The organism is Aeropyrum camini SY1 = JCM 12091 (assembly GCF_000591035.1).
In the GTDB taxonomy this organism is placed as follows: domain Archaea; phylum Thermoproteota; class Thermoprotei_A; order Sulfolobales; family Acidilobaceae; genus Aeropyrum; species Aeropyrum camini.
On sequence record NC_022521.1, the window covers coordinates 59,400 to 81,509 of the forward strand.

Annotated in this window: 20 protein-coding genes; 9 read left to right on the forward strand and 11 right to left on the reverse strand. The window is 52.2% G+C overall.

What is annotated here, in order from left to right; genetic code table 11:
- The first annotated feature begins 3 nt into the window (after positions 1–3).
- A complete protein-coding gene (locus ACAM_RS00280) occupies positions 4–1,776 on the forward strand; it encodes an SAM-dependent methyltransferase (protein ID WP_022540806.1) in 1,773 nt (590 codons plus the stop codon).
- Here ACAM_RS00280 and ACAM_RS00285 read toward each other — a convergent pair.
- Positions 1,756–2,607, reverse strand: a complete 852-nt coding sequence (locus ACAM_RS00285; protein WP_022540807.1) for a DMT family transporter — start codon at positions 2,605–2,607, stop codon at positions 1,756–1,758. The genes ACAM_RS00280 and ACAM_RS00285 overlap by 21 nt on opposite strands.
- Before the next feature lie 249 nt (positions 2,608–2,856).
- On the opposite strand from ACAM_RS00285, the gene ACAM_RS00290 reads away from it, so the two are divergent.
- The gene (locus ACAM_RS00290; RefSeq protein ID WP_022540808.1) at positions 2,857–3,342 is read left to right on the forward strand and encodes a MogA/MoaB family molybdenum cofactor biosynthesis protein; all 486 of its coding nucleotides are present in this window, start codon (positions 2,857–2,859) and stop codon (positions 3,340–3,342) included.
- Here ACAM_RS00290 and ACAM_RS00295 read toward each other — a convergent pair.
- Positions 3,339–3,563, reverse strand: coding sequence for a hypothetical protein (locus tag ACAM_RS00295; RefSeq protein WP_022540809.1), 225 nt, complete (start codon positions 3,561–3,563; stop codon positions 3,339–3,341). The genes ACAM_RS00290 and ACAM_RS00295 overlap by 4 nt on opposite strands.
- 125 nt (positions 3,564–3,688) lie before the next feature.
- Here ACAM_RS00295 and speD point away from each other — a divergent pair, with 125 nt between their 5' ends.
- A complete protein-coding gene (gene speD, locus ACAM_RS00300) occupies positions 3,689–4,087 on the forward strand; it encodes an adenosylmethionine decarboxylase (RefSeq protein WP_022540810.1) in 399 nt (132 codons plus the stop codon).
- Here speD and ACAM_RS00305 read toward each other — a convergent pair.
- The 4 genes from ACAM_RS00305 to ACAM_RS00320 form a co-directional block, all read right to left on the reverse strand.
- The gene (locus tag ACAM_RS00305; protein WP_022540811.1) at positions 4,072–6,153 is read right to left on the reverse strand and encodes a helicase HerA domain-containing protein; all 2,082 of its coding nucleotides are present in this window, start codon (positions 6,151–6,153) and stop codon (positions 4,072–4,074) included. The two genes, speD and ACAM_RS00305, sit on opposite strands and share 16 nt — an antisense overlap.
- Positions 6,135–7,319: a DNA double-strand break repair nuclease NurA gene (locus ACAM_RS00310; protein ID WP_022540812.1), complete on the reverse strand. Its 1,185-nt coding sequence runs from the start codon at positions 7,317–7,319 to the stop codon at positions 6,135–6,137. Before ACAM_RS00310 ends, ACAM_RS00305 begins: the two co-directional genes overlap by 19 nt.
- A gap of 63 nt (positions 7,320–7,382) precedes the next feature.
- Positions 7,383–8,096 carry a nitroreductase family protein gene (locus ACAM_RS00315; protein WP_022540813.1) on the reverse strand — a complete coding sequence of 238 codons (714 nt, stop codon included), beginning with the start codon at positions 8,094–8,096 and terminating at the stop codon, positions 7,383–7,385.
- Positions 8,097–8,158: 62 nt separating this feature from the next.
- Positions 8,159–8,821, reverse strand: a complete 663-nt coding sequence (locus tag ACAM_RS00320; protein WP_022540814.1) for a PHP domain-containing protein — start codon at positions 8,819–8,821, stop codon at positions 8,159–8,161.
- Between the two features lie 113 nt (positions 8,822–8,934).
- Between ACAM_RS00320 and ACAM_RS00325 the strand changes: the two genes are divergently transcribed.
- Together ACAM_RS00325 and ACAM_RS00330 are read left to right on the forward strand one after the other, a co-directional pair.
- A complete protein-coding gene (locus tag ACAM_RS00325) occupies positions 8,935–9,381 on the forward strand; it encodes a hypothetical protein (RefSeq protein ID WP_022540815.1) in 447 nt (148 codons plus the stop codon).
- Between the two features lie 79 nt (positions 9,382–9,460).
- Positions 9,461–9,952, forward strand: coding sequence for a peroxiredoxin (locus tag ACAM_RS00330; RefSeq protein ID WP_022540816.1), 492 nt, complete (start codon positions 9,461–9,463; stop codon positions 9,950–9,952).
- Positions 9,953–9,956: 4 nt separating this feature from the next.
- On the opposite strand, the gene ACAM_RS00335 is transcribed toward ACAM_RS00330, so the two are convergent.
- On the reverse strand, positions 9,957–10,268 hold the full coding sequence (locus ACAM_RS00335) for a DUF2175 domain-containing protein (RefSeq protein ID WP_022540817.1): 312 nt from the start codon (positions 10,266–10,268) through the stop codon (positions 9,957–9,959).
- Positions 10,269–10,320: 52 nt separating this feature from the next.
- Here ACAM_RS00335 and ACAM_RS00340 point away from each other — a divergent pair, with 52 nt between their 5' ends.
- The 3 genes from ACAM_RS00340 (at position 10,321) to ACAM_RS00350 (ending at position 14,885) form a co-directional block, all read left to right on the forward strand.
- On the forward strand, positions 10,321–11,385 hold the full coding sequence (locus ACAM_RS00340; RefSeq protein ID WP_158318568.1) for an AbrB/MazE/SpoVT family DNA-binding domain-containing protein: 1,065 nt from the start codon (positions 10,321–10,323) through the stop codon (positions 11,383–11,385).
- Positions 11,386–12,125: 740 nt separating this feature from the next.
- Positions 12,126–13,523 carry a TldD/PmbA family protein gene (locus tag ACAM_RS00345; RefSeq protein WP_232502297.1) on the forward strand — a complete coding sequence of 466 codons (1,398 nt, stop codon included), beginning with the start codon at positions 12,126–12,128 and terminating at the stop codon, positions 13,521–13,523.
- A 12-nt stretch (positions 13,524–13,535) separates the two neighbouring features.
- Positions 13,536–14,885 (forward strand): TldD/PmbA family protein, encoded by a 1,350-nt coding sequence (locus ACAM_RS00350; protein ID WP_022540821.1) that lies wholly within the window; start codon positions 13,536–13,538, stop codon positions 14,883–14,885.
- Between the two features lie 30 nt (positions 14,886–14,915).
- Here ACAM_RS00350 and ACAM_RS00355 read toward each other — a convergent pair whose 3' ends face one another.
- Positions 14,916–16,013, reverse strand: coding sequence for a histone deacetylase family protein (locus tag ACAM_RS00355; protein ID WP_022540822.1), 1,098 nt, complete (start codon positions 16,011–16,013; stop codon positions 14,916–14,918).
- A 111-nt stretch (positions 16,014–16,124) separates the two neighbouring features.
- Complete coding sequence (locus ACAM_RS00360) at positions 16,125–17,159, reverse strand: AbrB/MazE/SpoVT family DNA-binding domain-containing protein (protein WP_022540823.1); 1,035 nt, start codon at positions 17,157–17,159, stop codon at positions 16,125–16,127.
- Between the two features lie 354 nt (positions 17,160–17,513).
- Here ACAM_RS00360 and ACAM_RS00365 point away from each other — a divergent pair, with 354 nt between their 5' ends.
- A complete protein-coding gene (locus tag ACAM_RS00365) occupies positions 17,514–18,011 on the forward strand; it encodes a hypothetical protein (protein ID WP_022540824.1) in 498 nt (165 codons plus the stop codon).
- Positions 18,012–18,063: 52 nt separating this feature from the next.
- On the opposite strand, the gene ACAM_RS00370 is transcribed toward ACAM_RS00365, so the two are convergent.
- Positions 18,064–18,717, reverse strand: a complete 654-nt coding sequence (locus ACAM_RS00370; protein WP_022540825.1) for a DUF429 domain-containing protein — start codon at positions 18,715–18,717, stop codon at positions 18,064–18,066.
- A 69-nt stretch (positions 18,718–18,786) separates the two neighbouring features.
- Complete coding sequence (locus ACAM_RS00375) at positions 18,787–21,741, reverse strand: DNA-directed DNA polymerase I (protein WP_022540826.1); 2,955 nt, start codon at positions 21,739–21,741, stop codon at positions 18,787–18,789.
- Positions 21,742–22,110 lie beyond the last annotated feature (369 nt).

Genomic DNA, 22,110 nt, shown 5'->3' on the forward strand with positions numbered 1-22,110 from the left:
ATTTTGACCCCTGCTATAGAGAGGCTTGGTAAAGGGGAAATCATAGAGATTTCAGCCAAGTCTGCCGCCCTAGAGTGGGGTAGGAGGAGGCCGGAGTACAGTCTTTTCTGGTGGCCCGGACGCAGGCTTTTAGGGGGTGTTAGAGCTGTACTTGCCGCTCTCGCCGTGCCAGATCCTAGGGCTGCGATCGACTCCATAGATGGTGTAGGAGTTGAGAAACTCCGCAAATTCACTGCTGGCCGGCTTGTTGTAGACCCCTTCTCCGGTGGCGGAACCATACCCCTTGAAGCATCTCGAATGGGCTATGAGGCCGTCGGCCTCGACTCTAACCCGTACGCTGTGAGTGTTTCCAGAGCTTCGAGAAGCCTGCTAAACGGGGAGTGCCGAACCAAGTCCGCCTGCCTAGTTGAGGCGGCCAGGAGGGTTTGGAGGAGTTTATATAACCTGTGGTGTGGAGAGGGTTTTTGCATTATTCATGTTCTCCTAGCTAGATGTCCTCCGTGCACAGCGCCAGCATGGGTGTCGAGGTTGAGGAACGGCATAAACCTCCTGCTAGACGGCAGGACGCTTAGACCAGCCTCCGGTATCAATGTATCGCCGAAGGAGCCCATGGTTAGCCTTCCCGAGGGTCTGCCGGAGGAAGCCCCAGGCTACGTTGCCTATGCAGCTGAGGTCCTCACGGCCGGGGGGAGGAGATGGGTTTACCTAGGGGACGATGGCCTTGGTGCTAGAGTAGCGTCTCACTTGAGGTCTACGCTCCCAAGAGCAGTAGAGCTTGTCAGCGGGCTGCCCGGGGTGCCTGTGCCCCCCGGTAAAGAGACGTCCAAGCTACTGGCTGCGGGTATACAAGATTTCAAGCACATCTATACCCCTAGACAGCTTGCCACAATATCGGACTTCGTAAACAACGCTTCGTCAATAGGCTGCAGATTAGAAGCATCATGCATAGCAGGCTCCTCCTCTAGAGCATCGAGCCTGCTAGCCATATACTACCAGCCAGCGCGGAGAGTCAACCCGGCTTTCATTGTGAAGACGTACTGGGTACCCGCTAACCCGGTGGAGCTGAACCCTCTCGCCTCTACATGCATGCCAGGACCTCCCAGCACAAGATGCAAACCCCTGGGCCGCGGGGGGCTGTGGAGCCTCGTAAAACGCTATAGCCGCGGCTGCAGCAGTGTTGGTGGGCGGCTAGAATTCAGGGTCTGGGATTCCTCTAGAGGTCTGCCGCCCGGCATGACTCCCTACGCCGTTGTGACGGATCCTCCCTATCCCGGAATGCAGAGCTACGGTCAGCTAAGCCTGGTATACAGTCTCCCACACAGGCTAGCCGGGCTGCCAGTGCCAAGTAGGTGGGTGGAGGTGGATAGCATGTCTAGAGGTTATGTCGACGCTATTACCCGCAGTCTACGGCTTGCGGGGATGCGTCTAGAGAAAGATGGTTACATGGCTATACTCCTCTCCTCGGGAACAGAGCGTGGTGCAGGTATCCTGGCTAAGGTGATTCATGGTATTTTATATAGCGGGCTGAAACTCGCTATTATCCTCCCCCTTGCAGGAGAGTCTCCCGGTAGGCTTGGGAGGAGCTTCAACAAGCTGGTGTACGTTGTCGTGTTTAAACGTGGAGCACCCACTACTCCCAACCCACTTAGGCCTCTAGAGTGGGCTGCTGATGTGGGTGAGGCAGCGGGATACAGGCCTGACGAGGTCAGGGTATCTAGTAAGGTGGCAGAGGCTCTGGCCTCAGAGCTTGAGGACCTACTTAAAGCTGGCGGCTAGGGCTGCAGCTATTATAAGAGCCCCGCCCAGCGCCTGGAGTAGCGTGAGGTCCTCGCCCAGTACTATCGTGGCCAAGACCACAGCGGAAAGAGGCTCTACCAAGCTTACCACCGAGACCCTATGAGCCTCAATCCTCCTCAGGGCGTAAACGTTCAACATGTAGGGCGCCACCATGGTAAAGACCGCGAAGTACAGTGAGGCCGTAACCTCAACTGCGTTGGGAGGAAGGCTCGGCCGTATAGTTATGCCTAGGAGAGGTCCTGTAAGAGCGATTGGGGCCAGGCTGACCTCCATAACCCCGGCACCCCTGCTTTGGAAGAGTCTAGCCATGACTATGTACAGCGCGTAAAAGAATCCCGATGCTACCCCCAGTAGAAGGCCTGGAATACGTAGACCCCCTATACCCCCCTCACCGCCCAGCGACACAAGGGCGGCTCCAGCGAGACCCAAAGCAATAGCACCTACCCCCTTAGATCCAGGTCTCTCTCCCAGCAGTAACATGCCGAGGAGGGCGACCCAGGCCGGTGCAGTGTAGAGGAGGAGGCTTGCCACTGCAGCGCCCACAATGCTGACAGACTTCATGTATGTATAGTAGAGGGGGGCTAAGCCCAGCATTGCTACAACAAGGCTCCTACGCGTTGGTCTAGCCCGGTAGAGCATGAGGAGGAGCCCTGCCAGAAGCGAGCCGCCAAGTGTCCTCCCAACTATGAGCATATCGGTGTCGGCGCCCATACTCTCGGCTAGTCTTTGGACTACGCCTATTGTACTCCACGATAGAGCAGCTGCCAGTGCAGCAGCCACACCGAGAAAGCCCGGCGATACCTTATCCAACCATCAAACACCCACATACCCGCCACAGCAAACAACCTGTCTTCAACGCTCCTGAGGTGTATATTTAAAGCCAGCCAATGGGATAAAGCCTTGACTTACAGAGTAAACATCCAACAACGATACTGCTGAGTGATAGGCGATCCATGGATTTTATAGACGCCGGCCGGACCTCCAGTCATGTAGAGATTAATTCACGGAAATCATAATTTTGGCCTCGGCATCCCGATTTCCCTCTAATGGGTGGGATATTTGGCCCTAAACTACTGCCTGGTAGTTACCAGCGATCGAGTCTATGCAGGTCTGAAGAAGGACGAGATTACCCCTCTCGTGTCATCCACGCTGGAGTCTCGGGGTCGAAAGCTGGTTGCCTCGACAGTTGTGCGGAATTCCTTTGAGGATATTGTGGCGGCTGTAGCCTCTATGGCGGGGAGGCGGGATTGTGACGTCATACTTGTTACCGGGGGCACGGGGCCGGGGCCTCGGGATGTAACTACCGAAGTCGTCTCAAGACTTGCAGTCTACATGCTCCCCGGTTATGGTGAAGAGTTCAGGCGGCTGAGCGCGGGCGAGGTCGGGCCCCGCGGCCTCCTAACAAGATCAGAAGCATATGTCCTACCAGGTGGAAAACCTGTTTTCACAACACCAGGCAACCCTGGAGCAGTGGCCACCGCCCTAAAGATAATACTCGGGCTGGACACACATCTCGTAGAACAGCTTAGAGGTGTGGGCCACTAGAAGCGTCTCCCCCTCCTACTGGTCTCGGCGCGGTGCCTAGCATAGCTAGCCCTAATCTCTGCAATGAGGGCTAGCCATTCAGCAGCCTCAACATCCCCTTCCTCGAGGGCCTTTTCCGCTGCTCTCACAAGGGGCCACACATAGCCTGAGAATGGTTCAAGCCCCTTAAGCTCCTCTTTTATGCTCTGAAGCCTATCCGAGACAAGCCACTCCCCCGGCAAAGGGACGCTCACCCTAGCTTATACAACTGGCTGCCCCCTCGGCCCCGGGGGTGTGTGGATGTGGTCTTCAAAGCTGTGATAGATTATAAACCCTGGATCGTCTCCATCAATCCCCGGGATCTGTTATGGAGAGGAGGGATGAAATAATAGTTGGAAAACACGTATACGGCAGTCTCTATGGGGTTCCGCTGGAAAAAGCTACAGACGAGGAGTATTTAAGAGGGGTTGTCGTCAGGGCTGCAGAGGCTGCTGGTGCTACTGTGCACGCAGTGAATTCCTGGACAATACCCGGGGAGAAGGGAGGGGTCTCTGTGATAGTTCTTGTCCTGGAGAGCCATCTAGCCCTACACACGTGGCCTGAGTATGACTATGCCACGTTCGACATTTATACCTGCGGAGAGCATACGGACCCGTGGAAGGCGTTCGAACTCCTACTCTCAGAGCTCAACCCTAAGAGGTATACCGTGCACTATGTGGACCGGAGTCAGGAGAAGGTTTTAGTGGAGCCTCAACCGCGGAGGTAGGTTGAAGAGAAATCGGTGTGCATTGTAACAGGCCTGCTGGTGACGGAGAGCACGTATCCTCCCCTGAAGACGAAGCTTGTTATAACCATATACCTATCCATCAGGTAGGGGACAGCATCCTTCACCTCGGTCGGTATGCTCAGCTTCTCCAGATGAGCCCTCTCAGTCCTCAGAACTATCTTAGTGTTGGATAGCTGGATTATAATATCGTGCAGATCGCTGGGACTGTGAGTGCTAAACATGAAACCTATCCCCCTAGCCTTGCCGAGCCTCGCCATTGAAGATATCATGGAGGCTACCTGCCTACTCGCCTCCTGCTCCTCGTAACCGCCCTTCTCCTGCGGGAAGAACTGATGTGCCTCGTCAATCACTATAAGAAGCTGCCGGCCCACCCTCCTCCTAGCCCACTCTTCCTGCCTCATCCTAAGTATGCTCTGTAGCACCCTATATCCTAGGATCCTCGGGGCGAACACTGAGCTCCCAGATCGAGACGCAAGCCAAGCCAAGTCCACAACTACAGGAGCCCCCATATCTCCAGCCAGCCCAGTTATGAACCTCCAGCTAGGCTCCAGGAGAACCCGAATACGGCCGTCTGTGGCTATAGAAACGTCCACCACACCACTATCGATTAGACCTTGAATCTTCCTATAAAGCGCCTCAGCAGTGCTCCTATGAGGCCGTATAGAGGAGAGTAAATCCAGGATTAGGTCTACCACGTGGCTGACCTCGAAACCCAGCGGCTCGATCCTAGCCCTAGCCACATTATAGTTATCGCTCCCACCAACCATGAAAGCAGCCATAGACTCCATGCTCGCCGAAACAGCCTCCTCCAACCCGGCGCCACGACGGGAGAATTCTATGTATGCCGAGAGTGCTGATGAAAGTGCATAGAGTGGGGGGTAACCCCTTTTGCCGGAGTGCCTGTAGAACCTCTCCCTTATAGATCTTAGTAGCTCTAGAGATAGCCTGGTCATCCCGGGGGCAAGCTGTGACAGGCTCTCGCCAGGCATGTTACCACGCCTAACACTATCGATGAAGTAGGGTATGATTACGAAGGGTAACCTATCGGACTCGCACCTGACGCCTTCAGAACTCTTAACGCAGGTCCATCTCCCCCCGCCGCCCACAAGCTGTGACAGAACATCCTCGTGGTAGAGCTGGGCAATGCCGGAGTAGATATCTCTATCATACTCTATAGCGTCGGACACAGCGTCCACACTAACAGGTGCAACAACAACTATTCTCCTGGGAGGCCTGACACCTCTAAAAACGTCGAGGTCGCCGCCGGAGGATGGGATGGGCAGTTGGATGAAGTCGGAGTTCATGTCTAGTATTACAGGCACTATTGAGCCCTCATCCCCGCTAGTTAACGATGCTATCATGTTTTTCAAGAGCGTAGTCTTCCCGCTTCCAGTTGTCCCAATAATCAGGGTGTGGTGGAGAAGGGCCTTGTAGGGTAGCCTCACCGCGACAGATCCTCCCTTAACCGGCCCGTAGAGGCTGGCCAGAGCACCTATAAGAACGCCTCCCCCGGGCAGTCCGAGCATGTACTGGAGTGTTTCTGGGTTAGGGTCAAACACAGGGCTCTGGGGTTCGATGGGGGTGGAAACGGGCCTGGGCTCGAGCCCCGAATCCGGATCGGCTTCCAGCAGGAGTCTAACCTCGGCTATAGGGCTTGTTAATATCGACTCAGGGTTGGCCGGGCCTGGCATGGCGCTCGAAGATAGCGGGGCGTCAACACCTGCTAGAGCTAGCTCGTCAGCTCTCTTAACCGTAGACACCACGCCCAGGGAAATATGAAGTGTTTTAGGGTCAACGATACAGAGGTAGTCGCCTACTCTGACACCTCCCCGGCTAAAATATTTTGCCGTGTCCACCTCAACCTCAACAAGAGACCCTGGAAAAGTGGACACAGGGCTATATCGGGTAACCCTCCCCAACACCTCGCCCAGCCGCTTTGCCTTGGCATAGGCTTTATTAATCCTCTCCGAAATAAGGGAGAGGTCGATACCTCCCGGGAAAGACTCTCTAGGACCTCGCTCCCCGCCTATGAAGTGCTCCTCCACAACAACTCACCTTCAAACAACATTGAGTAGCTAACTCTGGACCCCCTGCTCTTAAGCCCTGATAAGACTATACGCTTCAACGCTAAGCTGATGCTCTTAGCCCTTCTATCGCTTCGCGCTAACGTCACGGGCTCCAACGATCCCCTGACTAGTGTTTCACCTATGAGGAGGTGATGGGGCTTGAGCCCGTAGCTTTCAATCAGGTTCAGACTATGCCTTGTATACTCAAGCCTGTACACCCTGCTTTTCGGGGAGAGGAGCTGGTACCGTCCCCCGGGGAGAACGATGTACTCGAACAGCTTCTCCTCCCCACTCGCATACACAACTCTGGACACAAGTGTTTTGAGGGCGTAACCCGGCCTCCACTTATGACATCCATACCCTACAGCCGCCTCGATGATTGCAGAGTCTGAAGCCTTAGGAGCGAAGCCTAAACACTCCTCCAGCATGACGGGATAGCCGCTGGCTTTTGACAACAGTGTTGACGACTCTATCCTCTTGACTAACCCAAGCACAGGAACACCCAGGTCCTCAAAGCCGGCGATAATCCTTTGCCTCTCAACGTAAAGCCTCCTCCACACGTCCCCCATGGTAGTGGACAGCTTTGAAATAACGCTCCCGTTCAGGATGGGGCCGTCTATTATAACAGCGGAGAGAGGAGTCCTAGAAATGCGATCCTCTTCAAGTCTCTCCAACAAGTATTTCAGCATTGCATTCTCTAGCGAGAATCGGAGGATGTCAGAGTATGCCTCCCCCATGAGGGGAGTAGGCCAGCTGTCAATATCGAGACGGCTTAGCACTATATATGGTTTGATCTTTAGCCCTCCGATAGGCTTTTCAAGAGACGGATAATCCGCCTCGATCGTCTTTAGACGGCTGCTCAGCGATACTGCACCTAGAAGTATCACTTGCAGCGGCGTCTCAATGGTTCTGCTACTGCTGTCAATAGCATAAATATTGCTGAGGTGGCCTTCACCCTTAATCTTAACGGTTTTCAGGGGGTATGAATAGTACTCCTCCAGGCTCACCCTTGTAACATCCTCGATATCATCCCCCATATATACTATGAGGTCCTCGAGGCTGAGAGGCCGTCTGTGTAATCTGTATTCTCCTGGCGGCTCGGCTATTGTGCTGGCAATCTCGCTGGCGACATCTACCGCTAGCAACTCCGGGGCCCCAGAATGATGTTAAATGGTATTACCGTAAAAGGCTAGGCCGTAGAGTTACGTTTAAACTCTGAACCCCCTCGATTTAAGACACTCCCTTATAACCGGGTCCATCCTGTCGACTGGACCGCCGTGTCTATGAACCCTCCAAATGTTGTTTACGAACTTCTCACCTAGACTCATGTATGCTTTCACCTTTTCCTCCAGCTCGCCATACGAATTCCATCCCGCGAGAGCCTGGATAGGAGCCCTGGGTGTTAGAGGGGGTAGCTCGCCCTTGGGCTTGCCCACGAGGAGGCCCGCCACCGGGATGACATAGCTCGGCAAGCCCAGAACATCGGCAACCTGACAGGGATTTCCATAGGCTGCTATTATGTTTACTACATAGCCTAGGTCCTCCGCCACAGCTATAGCCCAAGCAAGAGCTACACTAGCCGATATGTAGCCTTGGAGTAGCTCTGTCAGCCCTGGCTCCCTCACCTCCAGACCCAAACGCTTAATGGACTCCACAACCTTTGCATAGTCTACGCTGAAGACAAAGAACACTGGAGCCTCCTTAATCTGCTCCTGACCCCAAAGAACACCGGCGAGCCTCGACTTTAAATCGTCCCTAGTAACCACCGTCACGTGGACAGGCTGTATGTTCCACGGGCTAACATGGCGGCGAGCGGCCTCCAGGATCTTCTTAATATCCTCCTGGGATATTGGCTCGCTGGAAAAACTCCTGACGCTCCTATGGCTGCTTATAACATTGAAACAGCAACCTCTCTCTTCCATCCTCAGCCCACCCTGAATTCCAGATAGAGGATAGAGAGTATTAGTTCGACGCTCAAGCCTCTCTAGTCGATAACTCTGTATATAGACCATCCTATATTTTCTATGATAGCTCTAACCCCGGGGAACCCTATGGTAGGCCTAGTTCTAGCCCGGGCTATAGCCTCGACCACCCCCTCCGCATTATCACTATCCACCTCTACAAGCGTCGGCGCCACGCCAACCATTGAAGGGACATGGGCATCGCTGCCAGAAACTGGCGTGTGACCCAAGTCGTCAGCAAGCTTCATAGCCAATAAGTTAAAATGGGGTGGGGTATAAGCATTCCAAACCTCAATTGCGTCGAATAGCCTGGCCATCCGGCTAACGGCATTAAGGGGGATGCCGTGGTACCTACTGTAGCCTGGATGTGCAGCTATAGTTATACAACCCCTCTCAACAGCCCACTCCCTAAGCTCTTCTACAGCCCTCGGAAAATCGTCGCCCACGTCGTTTGAGCATAAAACCAGAACGTCGCCTAATAGGCTTCTAACCTCTGCAGACGGAATTACAAACACGCCACCCAGGAGTTTTGCGGCCCTCTTCGCCAGACTAGCACCCCTGAAGGTATCATGGTCAGTAACAGCTATGGCCGAGAGACCTTTTCTAGCGGCTAGCCTGACTATCTCCATAGGAGTCTGAAACCCGTCGCTAACAGTTGTATGGCTGTGAAGCTCGACAGCGATCAATTAGGCCTCACCCCCTCAGGATAAAATAGATTATAGCCAACATATACTGTCCGCGGCTTAACCGCTTTTTCGCGGGATATAGAGATACAATAAAACGGTTGCGGTGCTGAGAATTGCTAAAACCGGGAGACAAGCTACCCCCCATCTCGGGACAGTCGCTTAATGGATCCTACATCAGACTGAACGCGGAGCACCTCCCTCCAGGCGGGGCTGTGATTGTTATAGCCTCCTCCGAGTCTAAGCTAAAACCGTTTGAAAAGCTTCTGGACGAATTTAACAAGCTGAAGTCTACAGTGCTCGCAATACTGCCACGCAAACCTCCAGCCAGAAAAAGGCAGGCGAAGCATGGAAGGCTCACTGTAGTTTATGATCCGGGGCTCGACTACCTAGCCAGGATAGGTCTCGCCCGAAGAGCGTTCTTCAGTATTTTGAGGGTTAACGACGCGGTCATCATTGTCGACAACAGTTTAAAAATCAAAGCCATAATCAGGGGGTCAAGGTTCGAAGCCCTAGCCCTGGCCGCTCTAGAGGCCTTAAGGAAGAACCTGGAGGAGAGCTGACCCATATACCGGGGGGCGAGTACTTACTGGCTAATAAAACTAACCAAGCATCAATGTATGAGTGTAGAGGTGAGGTTGAGTGCCAAGTATCGGGGATAAGGCGCCTGACTTTGAGGGTGTTGCTCATACAGGAGATAAGATTAGGCTGAGCGATTTTAAAGGGAAGATTGTTGTACTCTACTTCTACCCCCGGGCCATGACACCTGGCTGCACCAGGGAGGGCGTCCGATTCAACGAGCTTTTAGACGAGTTCGAGAAGATGGGTGCCGTGGTTATAGGGGTCTCCACGGATAGTGTGGAGAAGAATAGCAGATTCGCCGAGAAACATGGGTTCAGGTTCAAGCTAGTGAGCGACGAGAAAGGCGAGATCGGAAGGAAGTACGGTGTTGTAAAGGGAGAGGGGGAGAACATGGCCGCTGAAAGGGTAACCTTTGTAATAGACCGCGACGGAACCATAAGGGCTATTCTCAAGAACATAAGACCGGCGGAAAAGCATGCTGACCTCGCTCTCGAGGAGGTTAAAAAGCTCGTAATAGGGAGGGAGGCTCAGTCAGCGGGAGAAGTGAGATAGGCAATTAACCCTCCATAGCTTCGGAGAGCTTTTTTGATAAAACGCCAGCAAGCCTTTCCACCTCCACCCGGGCCTCATCGATGCTTTTCCTAGTGTCTTCGCTTGACGCCAGCCGGGCAGCCTCCTTCAACCTAACTATAGCATATAACAACACCTCGTTAGCGTCTAGGAGGGCTACAGCATCCCTAGAGCCGGTCTCTACCACGGCTTCCGAGAGACATTCAAAATGAACGGCGCCCTTGCCTGGGATGAACGTGAACCTCTGACCCTCAATGATTGTTCCACCGCATATGCCGCAAGTCCAAGTCTTAGCCATAATCCCACACCTGCTGATAATACCGGGGTCAGAAGGTTTAATCGTTGCAGTCTTGGAGGCATCGGTTCACATCCTGTGGAGCTTGTTTAACGCTGTTAAACATTTAAAATCCGATGTAGCAAATCTAGATAGTGGGGGGTTAGGCTTGTCATCTCAGCCAGCAACATTGTTTAAAAGGAGGGTCCAGAAGCTAGGAGGTTCTAGCCTTATAATAACTCTTCCCAAGCAGTGGATAAACAAGATGAATGTTAAAGCGGGTGACGTACTCGTAGTTATTGATGAAGGAGAATATCTAAAGATTATTCCCGAGAACTTCTCGCCCCCCGTGAGAAGCCTGAGTATTGATCTCCAGAGTATGCCGAGGAATGATGAGGAGAAATTGAGGTTTATTAAATGTGCATATGGCCATGGTTACGACCGCATAACTATTTTCACCGAGAACACGAGGAACGGGGGAATAGCCCTGTTCAAAAACGGGGAAATCCTGGATAGGATGGCTAAGGAGCTTCCAATATCGAAGATAGGCGTCTCTAACAACGCGGTCTTAATAGAATTTTCGAGAGACAGTAGCGAGGGTGTTAACCTATCTCTGAAACTCAAGCTCTATTCCAGCGCGCTCAACGCCGTGCTAGATAGCATTGCCGAGGGTAGAGTTGACAAGGCGAAGCAAGACGTCCTAAAGCTGTACAGCCTTTCTCTAGACATAGCTAGAAGCTCTGTGAGAAAGTCTATGGGGCTTAGCTGTGAGACCTCTAGGGTCACATACATATCTGGCTTCTTCCTCAACCTTGCAGACACAATCTCCCTGATGATAGACTACCTTTCCGACGCAAAGAGGCTCTCTGAAAGGGACATGGCTCTGCTCAATGATACCAAAGGGCTTCTTCTAGAGGCTATAGGATCCCTGGCCACGGGAAGTGTTAAGAGGGTAGAGCTTGCTGAAGAGACTGCCACTAAGCTTAGAAATTCGCTTAAAAACAGTGGGAGGGGTGTGAGCCCTCCGGTTTATAGTCTAGCGGTAAATGCCATCTCGCTGGTAAGGGCTGTTGCGGAGCTTGCCCTATGTAAGTTGAAGGAGCGAGAGGAGATAGATCTCGCTGGGATTAAACCCAAGTAGAGGCCCTTTCCTCCTCGGGTTCGCTCATCACACTCTCAGCAGCGATCGAGCCAAGGCATCGGGCCTCCTATCTGTTTTATCATATAGTTTAGCAGGAGGCGTATTCTATATCGCCTCTCCGCCTCGGGATCTAAAACAATGGCTCTACAAAAGTTAATTCGACAATAATCTAATGTTAATCCTGCAAACACTTATATACAGACGTAACCTTATATTATAATGTGGTGGGATAAGATGGGGCTACTATTGACTAGGGAAAGGAGTGGAAGACTTGTTTTCACAATAGACCCCATAGACATCGAAATGCTTGAGGAATACGTTGCGTATATACTAGGTCTCGGAAGCTGAGGTCCTCCGAGCCCTTCAAAACATGCTAACACCCCTATACTGCTCTCCCCATCCAAAATTCAACCGGAATCGAACCCACAGCTACTAGACTGTCCATCGATTAGAGCCTTCAAACCAGCCCGCCTACTCCTGGCGGTCGCTCAAGGGGAATGATCCTCATCCCCAGGTGGTCAGTCGACCGTCGTCTGCTCATCCCGCCCTGGACTATCCATGTTCTAGTTGTATTTTGTTTATGGGTTTAAACGTGAGAGTGAGCAGAGTTCCAAGTCTATACCGTCCTTGAGTATTATAATATGGCTCCGTCTGATCACCACTATTGAGTGTGTGATGCAGCTTTGAACGCGCTCTCGCACAAGGGGGATAGGTATAGTTTCTCGGCGCCCGATTCCTCTTTGCTGGAGAGGATTGTAGGTAAGGCTGTTGAAATGGGCGCTAGCTATGCTGAGGCTAGGTTCCATGCGCGTCTAGGGGATTCCGCTCTCCTAGTTAACGATAGGATTGTGGGAGGAGGCTTCAATATAGAGGAGGGGGTAGCAGTTAGGGTTATAGTAGACGGTGCCCTAGGCTTCGCATCCACAAACTCTATTGATGAGGAGAGTTTGAACCGGGTTGTAGAGCATGCCGTTTCCCTCGCTAGGTCCTCGGCGAGAGGGTTTCGGAGGAGAGTTGGCGTTAGCGAGGAGAGGCTAGGCAGGGCCCAGTATAGTCTGCGTGTTAGAAGGGATTTCAGGGATGTTGATCTCGAGGATAAGGCCTCCCTTGTTCTCGAGTATAGCAAGTCTCTAGAGAGTAGGAAAGTTGGGATAAGGGCTAAGACCTTCAGCTACAGCGACGAGCTGGAAGCTAAGGTGATAGTAACTAGTGATGGAGGGTTTATCGAGAGCCTCATACCGAGGATCTCCATATTCTACAATATAGCTGCGGAGCACGGAGGGATGAGGGCTAACAAGTGGGGTCACCTAGCAGGGAGCGGTGGTCTGGAGCTTGTAGACGAGCTCGGGCTAGACTCTATGCTAAAGGATGATATTCGTAGTCTCGAGGTTAATCTGGCGGAGGCGGAGCCTTCGCCAAAAGGCGTGATGGACGTTGTCGTCAGCCCAGAGATAGTGGGCCTCGCCCTACACGAGTCTATAGGGCATCCAAGCGAGGCGGACAGGGTGCTTGGTAGGGAGGCAGCTCAAGCTGGTCTAAGCTATCGTATGTGGATAAAAGGGAGAATCGGGAGTGAGCTAGTCACTGTGGCCGACGACCCTACGGTTCCAGGCAGCTACGGCTTCTACCTCTACGATGATGAGGCGGTCCCAGCTAGAGAGAGGCTCCTGATAAATAGTGGGGAGCTGGCGGATCTCCTACACAGCAGGATAACCGCCCACTCGCTTGGGGTACAGAGTAATGGGGCCGCGAGAGCTATGAACTATAGGAGCGAGCCTATAGTCAGGATGAGTAACACCTACCTCAAACCTGGTGACATGAGCTTTGAGGAGCTTGTTGAGGATGTTAAGGAGGGGGTCTACATAAAGACCTATATGGAGTGGAACATTGACGAGTTCAGGCTGGTCGCTAGATATGTTGGTCTCGAAGCATATCTCATCAAAAACGGGAGGCTCGATAGGCCTGTGAGGAACGCTGTCCTCGAGATCCCGAGCGAGAGCTTCTACTCTAAAATAGATGGTGTCGGGAAGGACCTCAGATTCTACGCTGGCATATGCGGTAAAGGGGAGCCTCCGCAACCCCTACCCGTTTGGATGGGAGGTCCTCACGTCAGAGTTAGAGGTGCAAAGATAGGTTAGGGGGTGGGTGGTATGAGTTCTAGAGATCTGCGCGACAAGGACTATCTTCTAGAGGGGGCTAGAGCTGTTCTGGAAGCCTTGCCGGGCGATGCAGAGAAGGCCGTGAAAATAGTTGGGTCGAAGAGCATCATGGTTAAAACGGCCCGCGGTAGTTTAAGCGTTGCACAAGGATTCGAGGACCTCTCTCTCGAAGTCTACCTCGCGAGAGAGGGGAAAATAGCTGTTGCCAGCTTCAATACGCCGAGGCTTGAGGATGCAGCAAGGATAGCGGCAAGTATTGTGGATAAACTCGAGAAGTCGCCACTGTACGCGCCGTTGCCAGAACCGTCTGGCAGGAGTTCAGAAGCCGTCGACAGCAGGATCGCCACCATTGTTGACGAAGGAGATACATCGATCCTAACATCCCTCCTAGACCCCGAGAGGTGGGGTGATATATCAGGTATGGCAGAGTTGACAGTTTCGACTACGGTGTTAACCACCTCTAGCGGAGCCGAGCTAACCCTGGAAAAGAGTAACTTCAACGGCTACACAAGGATATTTAAAAAGGAGTTTAGGAGCGGCCAGTGGTCGTGGGTCTCCACATACTTCGACGAGAAGCTCGCTGAGGAGTCAATAGCCACAGCCCAGATGCTAGCCGAGGAATGTAGCCGCCTACCCGGCGAGACACCAGAACCAGGCAGCTACAGGCTACTCCTATCCCCTATGGTGGGGGGAAACCTACTGGAGATAGTAGCCTCCTCCCTACTCGCTGGAAGCGTTTTACTCGGCTTCTCAATGTTCACCCAGAATAAGCCGGGGGATAAAATAGCTTCAGACGCCTTGACACTGTCCAGCACACCCTTAGATATAACGCTACCGGGATATTCAACGTTCGACGACGAGGGTGTCTCTACAAAGGACGTCGCCGCCATTGAAAAAGGCATAATCAAGACATTCCTGCATAACACAAAAACCGCCAGGCTTATGGGGGCGGAGACGACAGGCAATGCTGGCTGGATACTACCTAAATTATTCAACCTCCGCGTTGAGCCAGGAGATGTGAAAAACGAGGAGATATACGAGGCCCTGGGAGACGGGCTCTATCTAACCAACAATTGGTACACCAGGCTGCAGAACTACCTAGAGGGGCAGTTCTCCACTGTTCTGAGAGATGCTGTGGTGAGGGTGAGGAACGGCAGGCCTGTGTCATGCACGCCCGGGTACAAGCTTAGGCTGGCTGGAAGCCTCAAAGACTTGATTGTTGGTATCGAGAGCCTCGGCTCCAAGATACACAATATAATGTGGTGGGAGGTTAACAGGCCGTTCAAGCTGCCGCACATCATAGTCGGGTTAAACCCGAACGTGGAGATAAGGAGGAGCTGAAGGGCTTAGTGCCTTCCATCAAGGCTTTTCTTACAATAATTCCCCCCATCCCTTCTTTTCAAGCTCTTCGGCAACAGCCTCCTCAGCAAGAGCGTTTAATCCCTCTAAAGCTCTGGCAAGCCTACGGAGAGCAGCAGCATACAATTTCCTAACGTTACCACTGCTAGTCTCCTCGGCTTCGGGGTAGGGATTCCCGAGGCCAGCCAGCCCGGCAGCAAACGAGGGGAGAGCCCTCCTGAGCCCGACTCCATAGCCTCCCTCCAAGACCGCCGCCACGCCAGAACGGGCTATACTCGGTAGGCGGGAACCTATCATGTGATACATAGTCGTCCCCCCTTTCATAACCGTGAAGGCGTTGTCACCCCTGTAGGCATCGAAGCCGGCTGATACGACTATGTAGTCTGGCTCTAGTCTCTCCAAGATCCTGATTGCAACCCTCGCTGCAGAAAGGAATATATCGTCCCCGGAGTATGGGGGAATTATAATGTTTATCTTAGTGCCCCTGGCCTCCCCCTCCCCCAGGTCCTCCGGAAACCCCGTTCCTGGGTAGATGGTAGTGGGGTCTTGGTGAATATCTACATGATAGATTTCTGGGTCGTCGTAGAATATCTCCTGAGTCCCGTTGCCGTGGTGGAGATCGAAATCCAACATAGCAGTCCTCCCATGCTGAGACAACAACCTCGCTATAAGGGCTGCCGTATTAACTATGCAGAACCCCGCAGTAGGAGCTCCAAGAGCCCTCCCCCTAATCCCAGCATGATGGCCAGGCGGCCTACCGAGAAGAAGAGCAACGCCACCCCTCCTAGCGATATTATACGCCTCCAAAGAAGCCCCAGCCAGCCTTTTCAACGCTACAATCGTGCCCGGCCCGACGTAGGTGTCGGGGTCCAGCCAGTCAAGACCAGACTCAGCCATGGAAAGCACATGCCGCAAGTAAGCAGGGCTGTGTACCTTTGTATAGAGACCCACATCACCCTCTGGCGGACTTATGGACTCGGAGACCCTGTAGACTCCCGATTCCTCGAGCCCCTTAAGAGCTGCAACTAGCCGAGAAGGGTTCTCAGGATGGTCATATGGATCGGGAGAGTGCTTCATAAAATCCTCATGATAAACTATCCTTAACGCCAAGACAGGCTACCCCCTCGGTGATGCGGGGCTTCAGCACCAAAAAGAATAGCTCAACCCTAAGCCAGCCGAGATGCTCTGGGGTTCCTCCTCATCGGGGGGCGCCTGATGCCGTCATGCTCCCTCCGAGTCAGAGTTTTCATTCATAAGCGTCGAGTACTTCTGTGTTAGCATGTGGCACATCATGATATTGCTTGCTATCTCCAGTGTTCTCGCAACGTTTACAGCCCTGGCCACGAGGTATGCGAAGGCTGTGCTCCCATCCCCAACTATCTTGGAGAGTTCGGCCTTTAAGTCTAAAACGCTCCTTATCTTCCAGTAGGCCTCTTCTACCTTCTTAACGCTGTTAGGATCTATATTGGCTGACAGTGTGGCTAGAGCTACCTCCAGCATCTCAACTATAAACTTTAGCCTCTCCCTCTCATCCCATGTTAGCTTATCCCTCAGCTTAATAATCTCCCGACCTAGATCGTGCATCTCATCGGTGGCCGCTGCAAGCATAGCTGCATAGAGGAAGAAGTACAAGCCCATTATAGACTCTATCCCTCCGCGGGCCGTGTTTATGGTCACCGCACGCAACAGCCTATAGTTGCTCCTGTATATTTCAGTGACAGTGCTCTCCATAGTGAAGCTGGAGACGTCGTTGTCATCGCTGCTGAGTATCTTAAGAAGATTTTCTGAATAGCCTATAAGATGGCGGCCGAGGATTTTGAGGGCGTGCCACGGCTCTTCAACAGGGCTATCGAGATCTATAACAACCTCCCTCTCCTTGCCTGTAATGTAGATGTAGGGAAGCATGACCATAAGATTTTGAAGATTCTCTATAATGTCTTTTATAGTTCCCTGTCTAGGAGAAGAGATAACAATCTTATCCTGCCCAAATACAAAACCGCATAGAACCAGCTTAGAAACATGCTTGACAATCCTCTTGTGCCTTCCATCAAAATGGACCACAATCCTTCTTGTAGTGTTTGTAGGTAGTATTATAAGCCTATCCCCTATATCCACTAGGGAAACCACATCGCCTACATCAACATTATTCCTTTTAGCCCACTCCTTCGGTATGGTGACAATTAGCGAAGAGGCTCCAAGCCGTTGAACCTTACGGGGTATGAAGACGAATGTGCGGGCTGATTCATTAGCCGACAAGAGGTCGCCCCCTATATAAGGCTTCTATGTTGGGTGATATAAGTTTTCAGGTCGTTTAATACTGTAAAACATATTTAGTCTGAGTATCAACAAATATAAGATTATTCAAGTCAACACACCATAAACACCGCCTAGCCCGAGTCGGGGCCCCAGCTGATTACGCCCTCAATACCTACCCGTTCCATGGAATCTAGCCCCAAACCTTAAATTAGTAGGTATACCCCTTTGGCTAGGATCGGCGACATTATATGCAAGATCCCCCAGTATTTGCATTGTTGCCGTAAGTCTTGAGCTATATAAGGTTTTGAGATACTAATATTATATTGGACATGTGCAGTGTAAAGGTGGGTAGACATGGTGTTGGAGGCTAGAAGCTATAGGCTGGTGCTCAGGAAGACTACAAGAGGACCTGTTGTACAGTTTAGGGTTAGCGTGCCAGGAGCTAGAGAATCGACGCTAGTTAGGATGGGCGGCCGTATGGCCGAGAAGGTGTTCAGCCATATGGCAGAGGTCCTCAAGAAGCACAATCTCATAACAGAGGAGACTAAGTCCGAGAACTACACAGCCTACAGACTGAACCTAGAGATTGGGCCTAGCGTAGGAGGCTATCTAGTTATGATTCGAAGGAGCAGAAACCCAGAGGCCTGGATAGACTACTTCGAGGGGCTGATAACCGAGAACCCCTACAAGGGAGGTAGGGCCTTCCTATCTCATGCTCTTTACCTCAGCGTAGATCTTAGCAAAGCTATGGGCGTTGAGAGGGCTAGGGCACAGCTGCCGCCCAAGGTGCTGGATTCTGTTAGCGCGGGCTTCAAGGTTATATCCAAGAAGCTCTGGAGCCTCAAGAAGTAGAAGAGATCTTCCCCCAACTCCCCCTTTTTATAGTGTAATGCTTACCATCAAGCTAATGGGATGGCCTGCTGTCTACATTCAACATATATAGCTGGCATACGTTGGCAAAACCCTCACTCAGCTTATAGACTAGTACGCAGTCGTCAACAGCGGCTTCCACAGCACTTGGCTTTTCAAAAAAAGCTGCTGCAGCGACAGCAGCGATGAGAGCATCTACAACATGACTTCTCCTATAGTACCCGGTTTTTAGCCCAAGGGCGGAAAGGATGGAGGAAGGGTGGGCCTCAACAGCTGGAATCCCCGCCTCCTCCAGTAGCCTAAAAATAGAGTTGCCGATTCTCGACAGGGCTATCATCCCCGGCGTGTTTAAGGGGAGAAGCCTGGCACCCCTCTTAAGTGCGTATCTCTCGCATCCTCTCCATGTCGGTGTTCTGCCTAGGATATTGAGTGGAGCGTCTACACCCACCGCATACACTCCAGCACCTGCCAGCCTCTTTAGGCTAGAGTAAGCCTCGGAGGGCTTCGACTCCCAGGCTCTAAGTATGCGGCAGCCGCCCGAAAGCCACAGTACTACGGCGAAGCCCCAGGACCCTTTCCCCCCTGATGGGTCTACGCCCACATACAACTTACCGCTGGCTATCCTCTCGTCAGCCCTCACACGGCTCCCCATACCCCCTGCAGGGGGGTCGGTTCCGAAGTCGCTCATCAACCCTGCTGTAAATTAGGGTTGGGCGGGCCTCATATTTCCCTGGATAGTTTAGGATAGTCTCATTCTCTAATCAAATAACAGTTTGTCGAGCTTTTTCACCCCTGATATGTCGTCCCAGGATATGCCAAACGCCATTAGCATCTGCTCGAAAGCGGTTTTCACATGCTCAATGTATTTTCCGGGGTCGACGTCGGATAGTCTTGCCAGCTGGACAGGCTTGACGCCTAGCTTGTCCCTTGTTTTAACGTAGTAGACTATATCGCCTCTCCCGAGGGGGATCCCAAGCCTTTGGAGAAGCATAGCAGCCTTCACATGCTGCGGAGTGTTCTTATCATACTCCTTTGGATTCTTGCTGAGCATGACCTTAATTGCGAACTGGTCTAGGGTGTAGATCTTCTTCTTAACGTTGTTATACACAGTGTTTATATGGTCCCTGAGCTCGGCTAGTATGTCTTCAACATCCTCAGGCCTTTCTAGCTTGCTGATTATCCTCACTGCCTTTGAAAACTCCTCCTTTATAAACTCTGGCGTGTTGCTCTTCTTAGCTACCATACCCTTAATGACAATGTCTCCGTCTTCAGTAATTCCGAGGTAGTTCTTCTTCAGGCCGCTGAACAGTATCGCCCTGAAAACCTTATCGAGTTCTAGTTCTAGACCGTAGGTTCTCTCTACATAGTCTACAAGGGCTTCAAGCGCATCCCTAGGGGGGTCCCATATGAAGAGGCTGTCAGTGTCGCCGTAGACTATGTGGAGTTTTAGATCCCTAGACTTCTCCAGCGTACCCCTCAGGACAGTTCTACCTAGGGCTGTTACACTCTCTGCAACGGGGAGGCTGTAGAGGCTGAAGCTCTCGCTCCCGAATACGCCGTAGCTGGCGTTTATGTAAACCTTCATGGCGGACTGGACCACATCATACCAGAGCCGCTCCTCCTCTCTCAAGCTCTTATCCTTTGACTTCTTCTTGTAAAGTCTGACTCTGAAGTCCCTCAGCATCCCGACTATCTCGTTGCTTATACCCTTAAAGTCGCGGCAAACTCTGTGGCCAACCTCTGGCACTTCTATAGTGTCTTTGCAATTGGGGTTGTTGACGGTCTCGTAGCTGAGATTCCACTGCTTTATAAGGCTTGGATATAGGCTTGCGAAGTCTAGGACTAGCACCCTGAAGAAAACTCCGACGGGTGGATCCAGGACTATAGCACCCCTGTATTTCTTGTCCTTTATTATAGCCCCAACCTTTGCCCCTGCCGAAGATAGCTTCTCAATCTCCCGTCTAGAAGGTATAAGCCACCTCCTCCTCCTATGCTCCCAGTACATGAGGCCCTTGATCCAGTTCGAAATCTGGCTACGAGTAATGTCCTCCATGCCCAGCTTGCTCGTCCTCATGACCATCACTATTAGGTTGAAAACGAGGTTGTTGCTGAAAGTCAGAAGCTCGAGCGTCAGCCTGGCGTCCTGCAGGTTGTATTCTATTAGCTTGCCCAGGCTCAGCTCCGGTACTGGCACCTTCAGCTCCACCTTGCCCTTGCCAAGTAGAGCCCTGCTTATAGACTCCAGGCTCAGCTCCCTGTACTTGTTGCCGAATGCGTAGACCTGTAGCGCCCTTATCCCGAAGAGTTTATGAAGATCAATGTGTAATGACCTCCTGAACGTCGCGTAATCCTGTTTGGCCTCTACCGGCACATACTCCCTAGGGACGCCGAGGACCTCTAGCCGTTTAGCTAGGTAGGGTAGGTCGAAGTTGTCGCCGTTGAAGCTGACGACTAGCGGATACCTCTGGAGGAGCCTGATAATGTCGAGGAGCATGGCCCTCTCGCTGTCGTAGATCTCCACCTCGGTTGCGTCGGGGAGAGCATCCTCCGAGAACTCGGCGTTCTCCCTGTAAAGGACGAAAACCTTGTTCCTACCGCTGCTGTCCGCTGTGGCCACGCTTATTATGGGGTAGAGTGCCTTAGACGGGTCGGGTAGTCTCGTGGCTAGGGGGCTGTAAACCTCGATGTCGAATGCTATTATAGGCAGCTTAGGAGGTGGTGCCTCGAATATCTTCAGCCACTCCCTCGCCCTCTCCTTCACATCCTCCGGCTCATCCTTAAAAATCTCTTGAACAACTGTAGAGGCTTCTCCAGTTTCCAGGGGTAATGTATGAACTATCCTAGCCCCGCTAACCTCGTAGAGTATCCCCGGCACAAGCTGTCTATCGAAGATGTAGTTGTGATGATACTTTATATCAGCTTCCCACACGGAAAAGCCCGCCCCAGCTACCCTCTCCCTGAGCCGTCTCACAGCAAGCGGGTCGGAGACCACTATCTTCGTGAGCTTTACAGGCCTCCTCTCAATCGGGTGGAACTTCTCCACAAGATCATATTGAACGAATGACTCGTCACGGCTAACATCTACACCAGCAGCCCTAAGATCCTCGGGCCTAGCATCGGTTAGGAAGTAAGGCTTATGCCCCGTTCTATCAGCCCACTTAACCAGGCTCTCGCTAGAAGGATCGTATAACATGAGAACAGCCTTACCCTGGGCACCATCGTATCTTACATCTAGCAGATAGCCCCTGGCTGACTCGACCCAGGGCTCCCTAACCAGCTCTAGGACAGTATCATCGCTGGAGGCGCTGGACGCCGCTATAAAGTTTCTCGATAAGCCTTTTTTGAAAGGCCGAGCAGAAATATCCTCGGCGGGCGCTGGACGCCGCTTAAGCTTCTGGTCGGAAGCATGTGAAGGCGGTGCTTCAACAGGTTTTGAAAGAGCCTCTCCATGACCCTTAACATGGGGGCTAGTGGACACCAGCTTCGACGGCTTTTTCCTCCCTATAGGACCGCCCATATAGTCGAGCAGTGTTGTCTGTCTAAACCCATCCAAACCCTCTGTCTTGTCTTCAGAGTCTTCAGAGTCGTCAATACTCCTCCCCCTATCATCAAGCGCCCCACCACCAGCTCCACCTTTTATCCTAACCGTAGTCCTAATGTAGGATAGTAGGCTCTCGTCGAGAGTCGTCCTCTTCCTCCCGCTATCCTTCAAAGTCGCAGAAACACCCCCAGAATCCCCTTAAATCCTAGGGTTAAATCGAGTGTACAGCCCCCCAGGGTTAGGATCCTTAAGTGGTAGTACTAGATAATTTATGGGTGCTTTTCGGTGCTTCACGGCCTCTCGCAATCCCTATTCCCGGTAATTCCAGGCCCCTCCGCCTCTCCTGCTGGGGTGAGGGGTAGCGTAGTGGCTCCGAGCATCGAGCCATAAGTCATTGCACCTGGTCGAGGTTGGATTACGGTTATATCATTGATTTCGCGAGTAACAGCAAGGTTCATACTCGCGTATATAATCCCCTTTTTTCAGCCTTAATGTGGCACCTATTTGTATTCGTGCGCTTGATGTCCGGTCGGTTCTGGG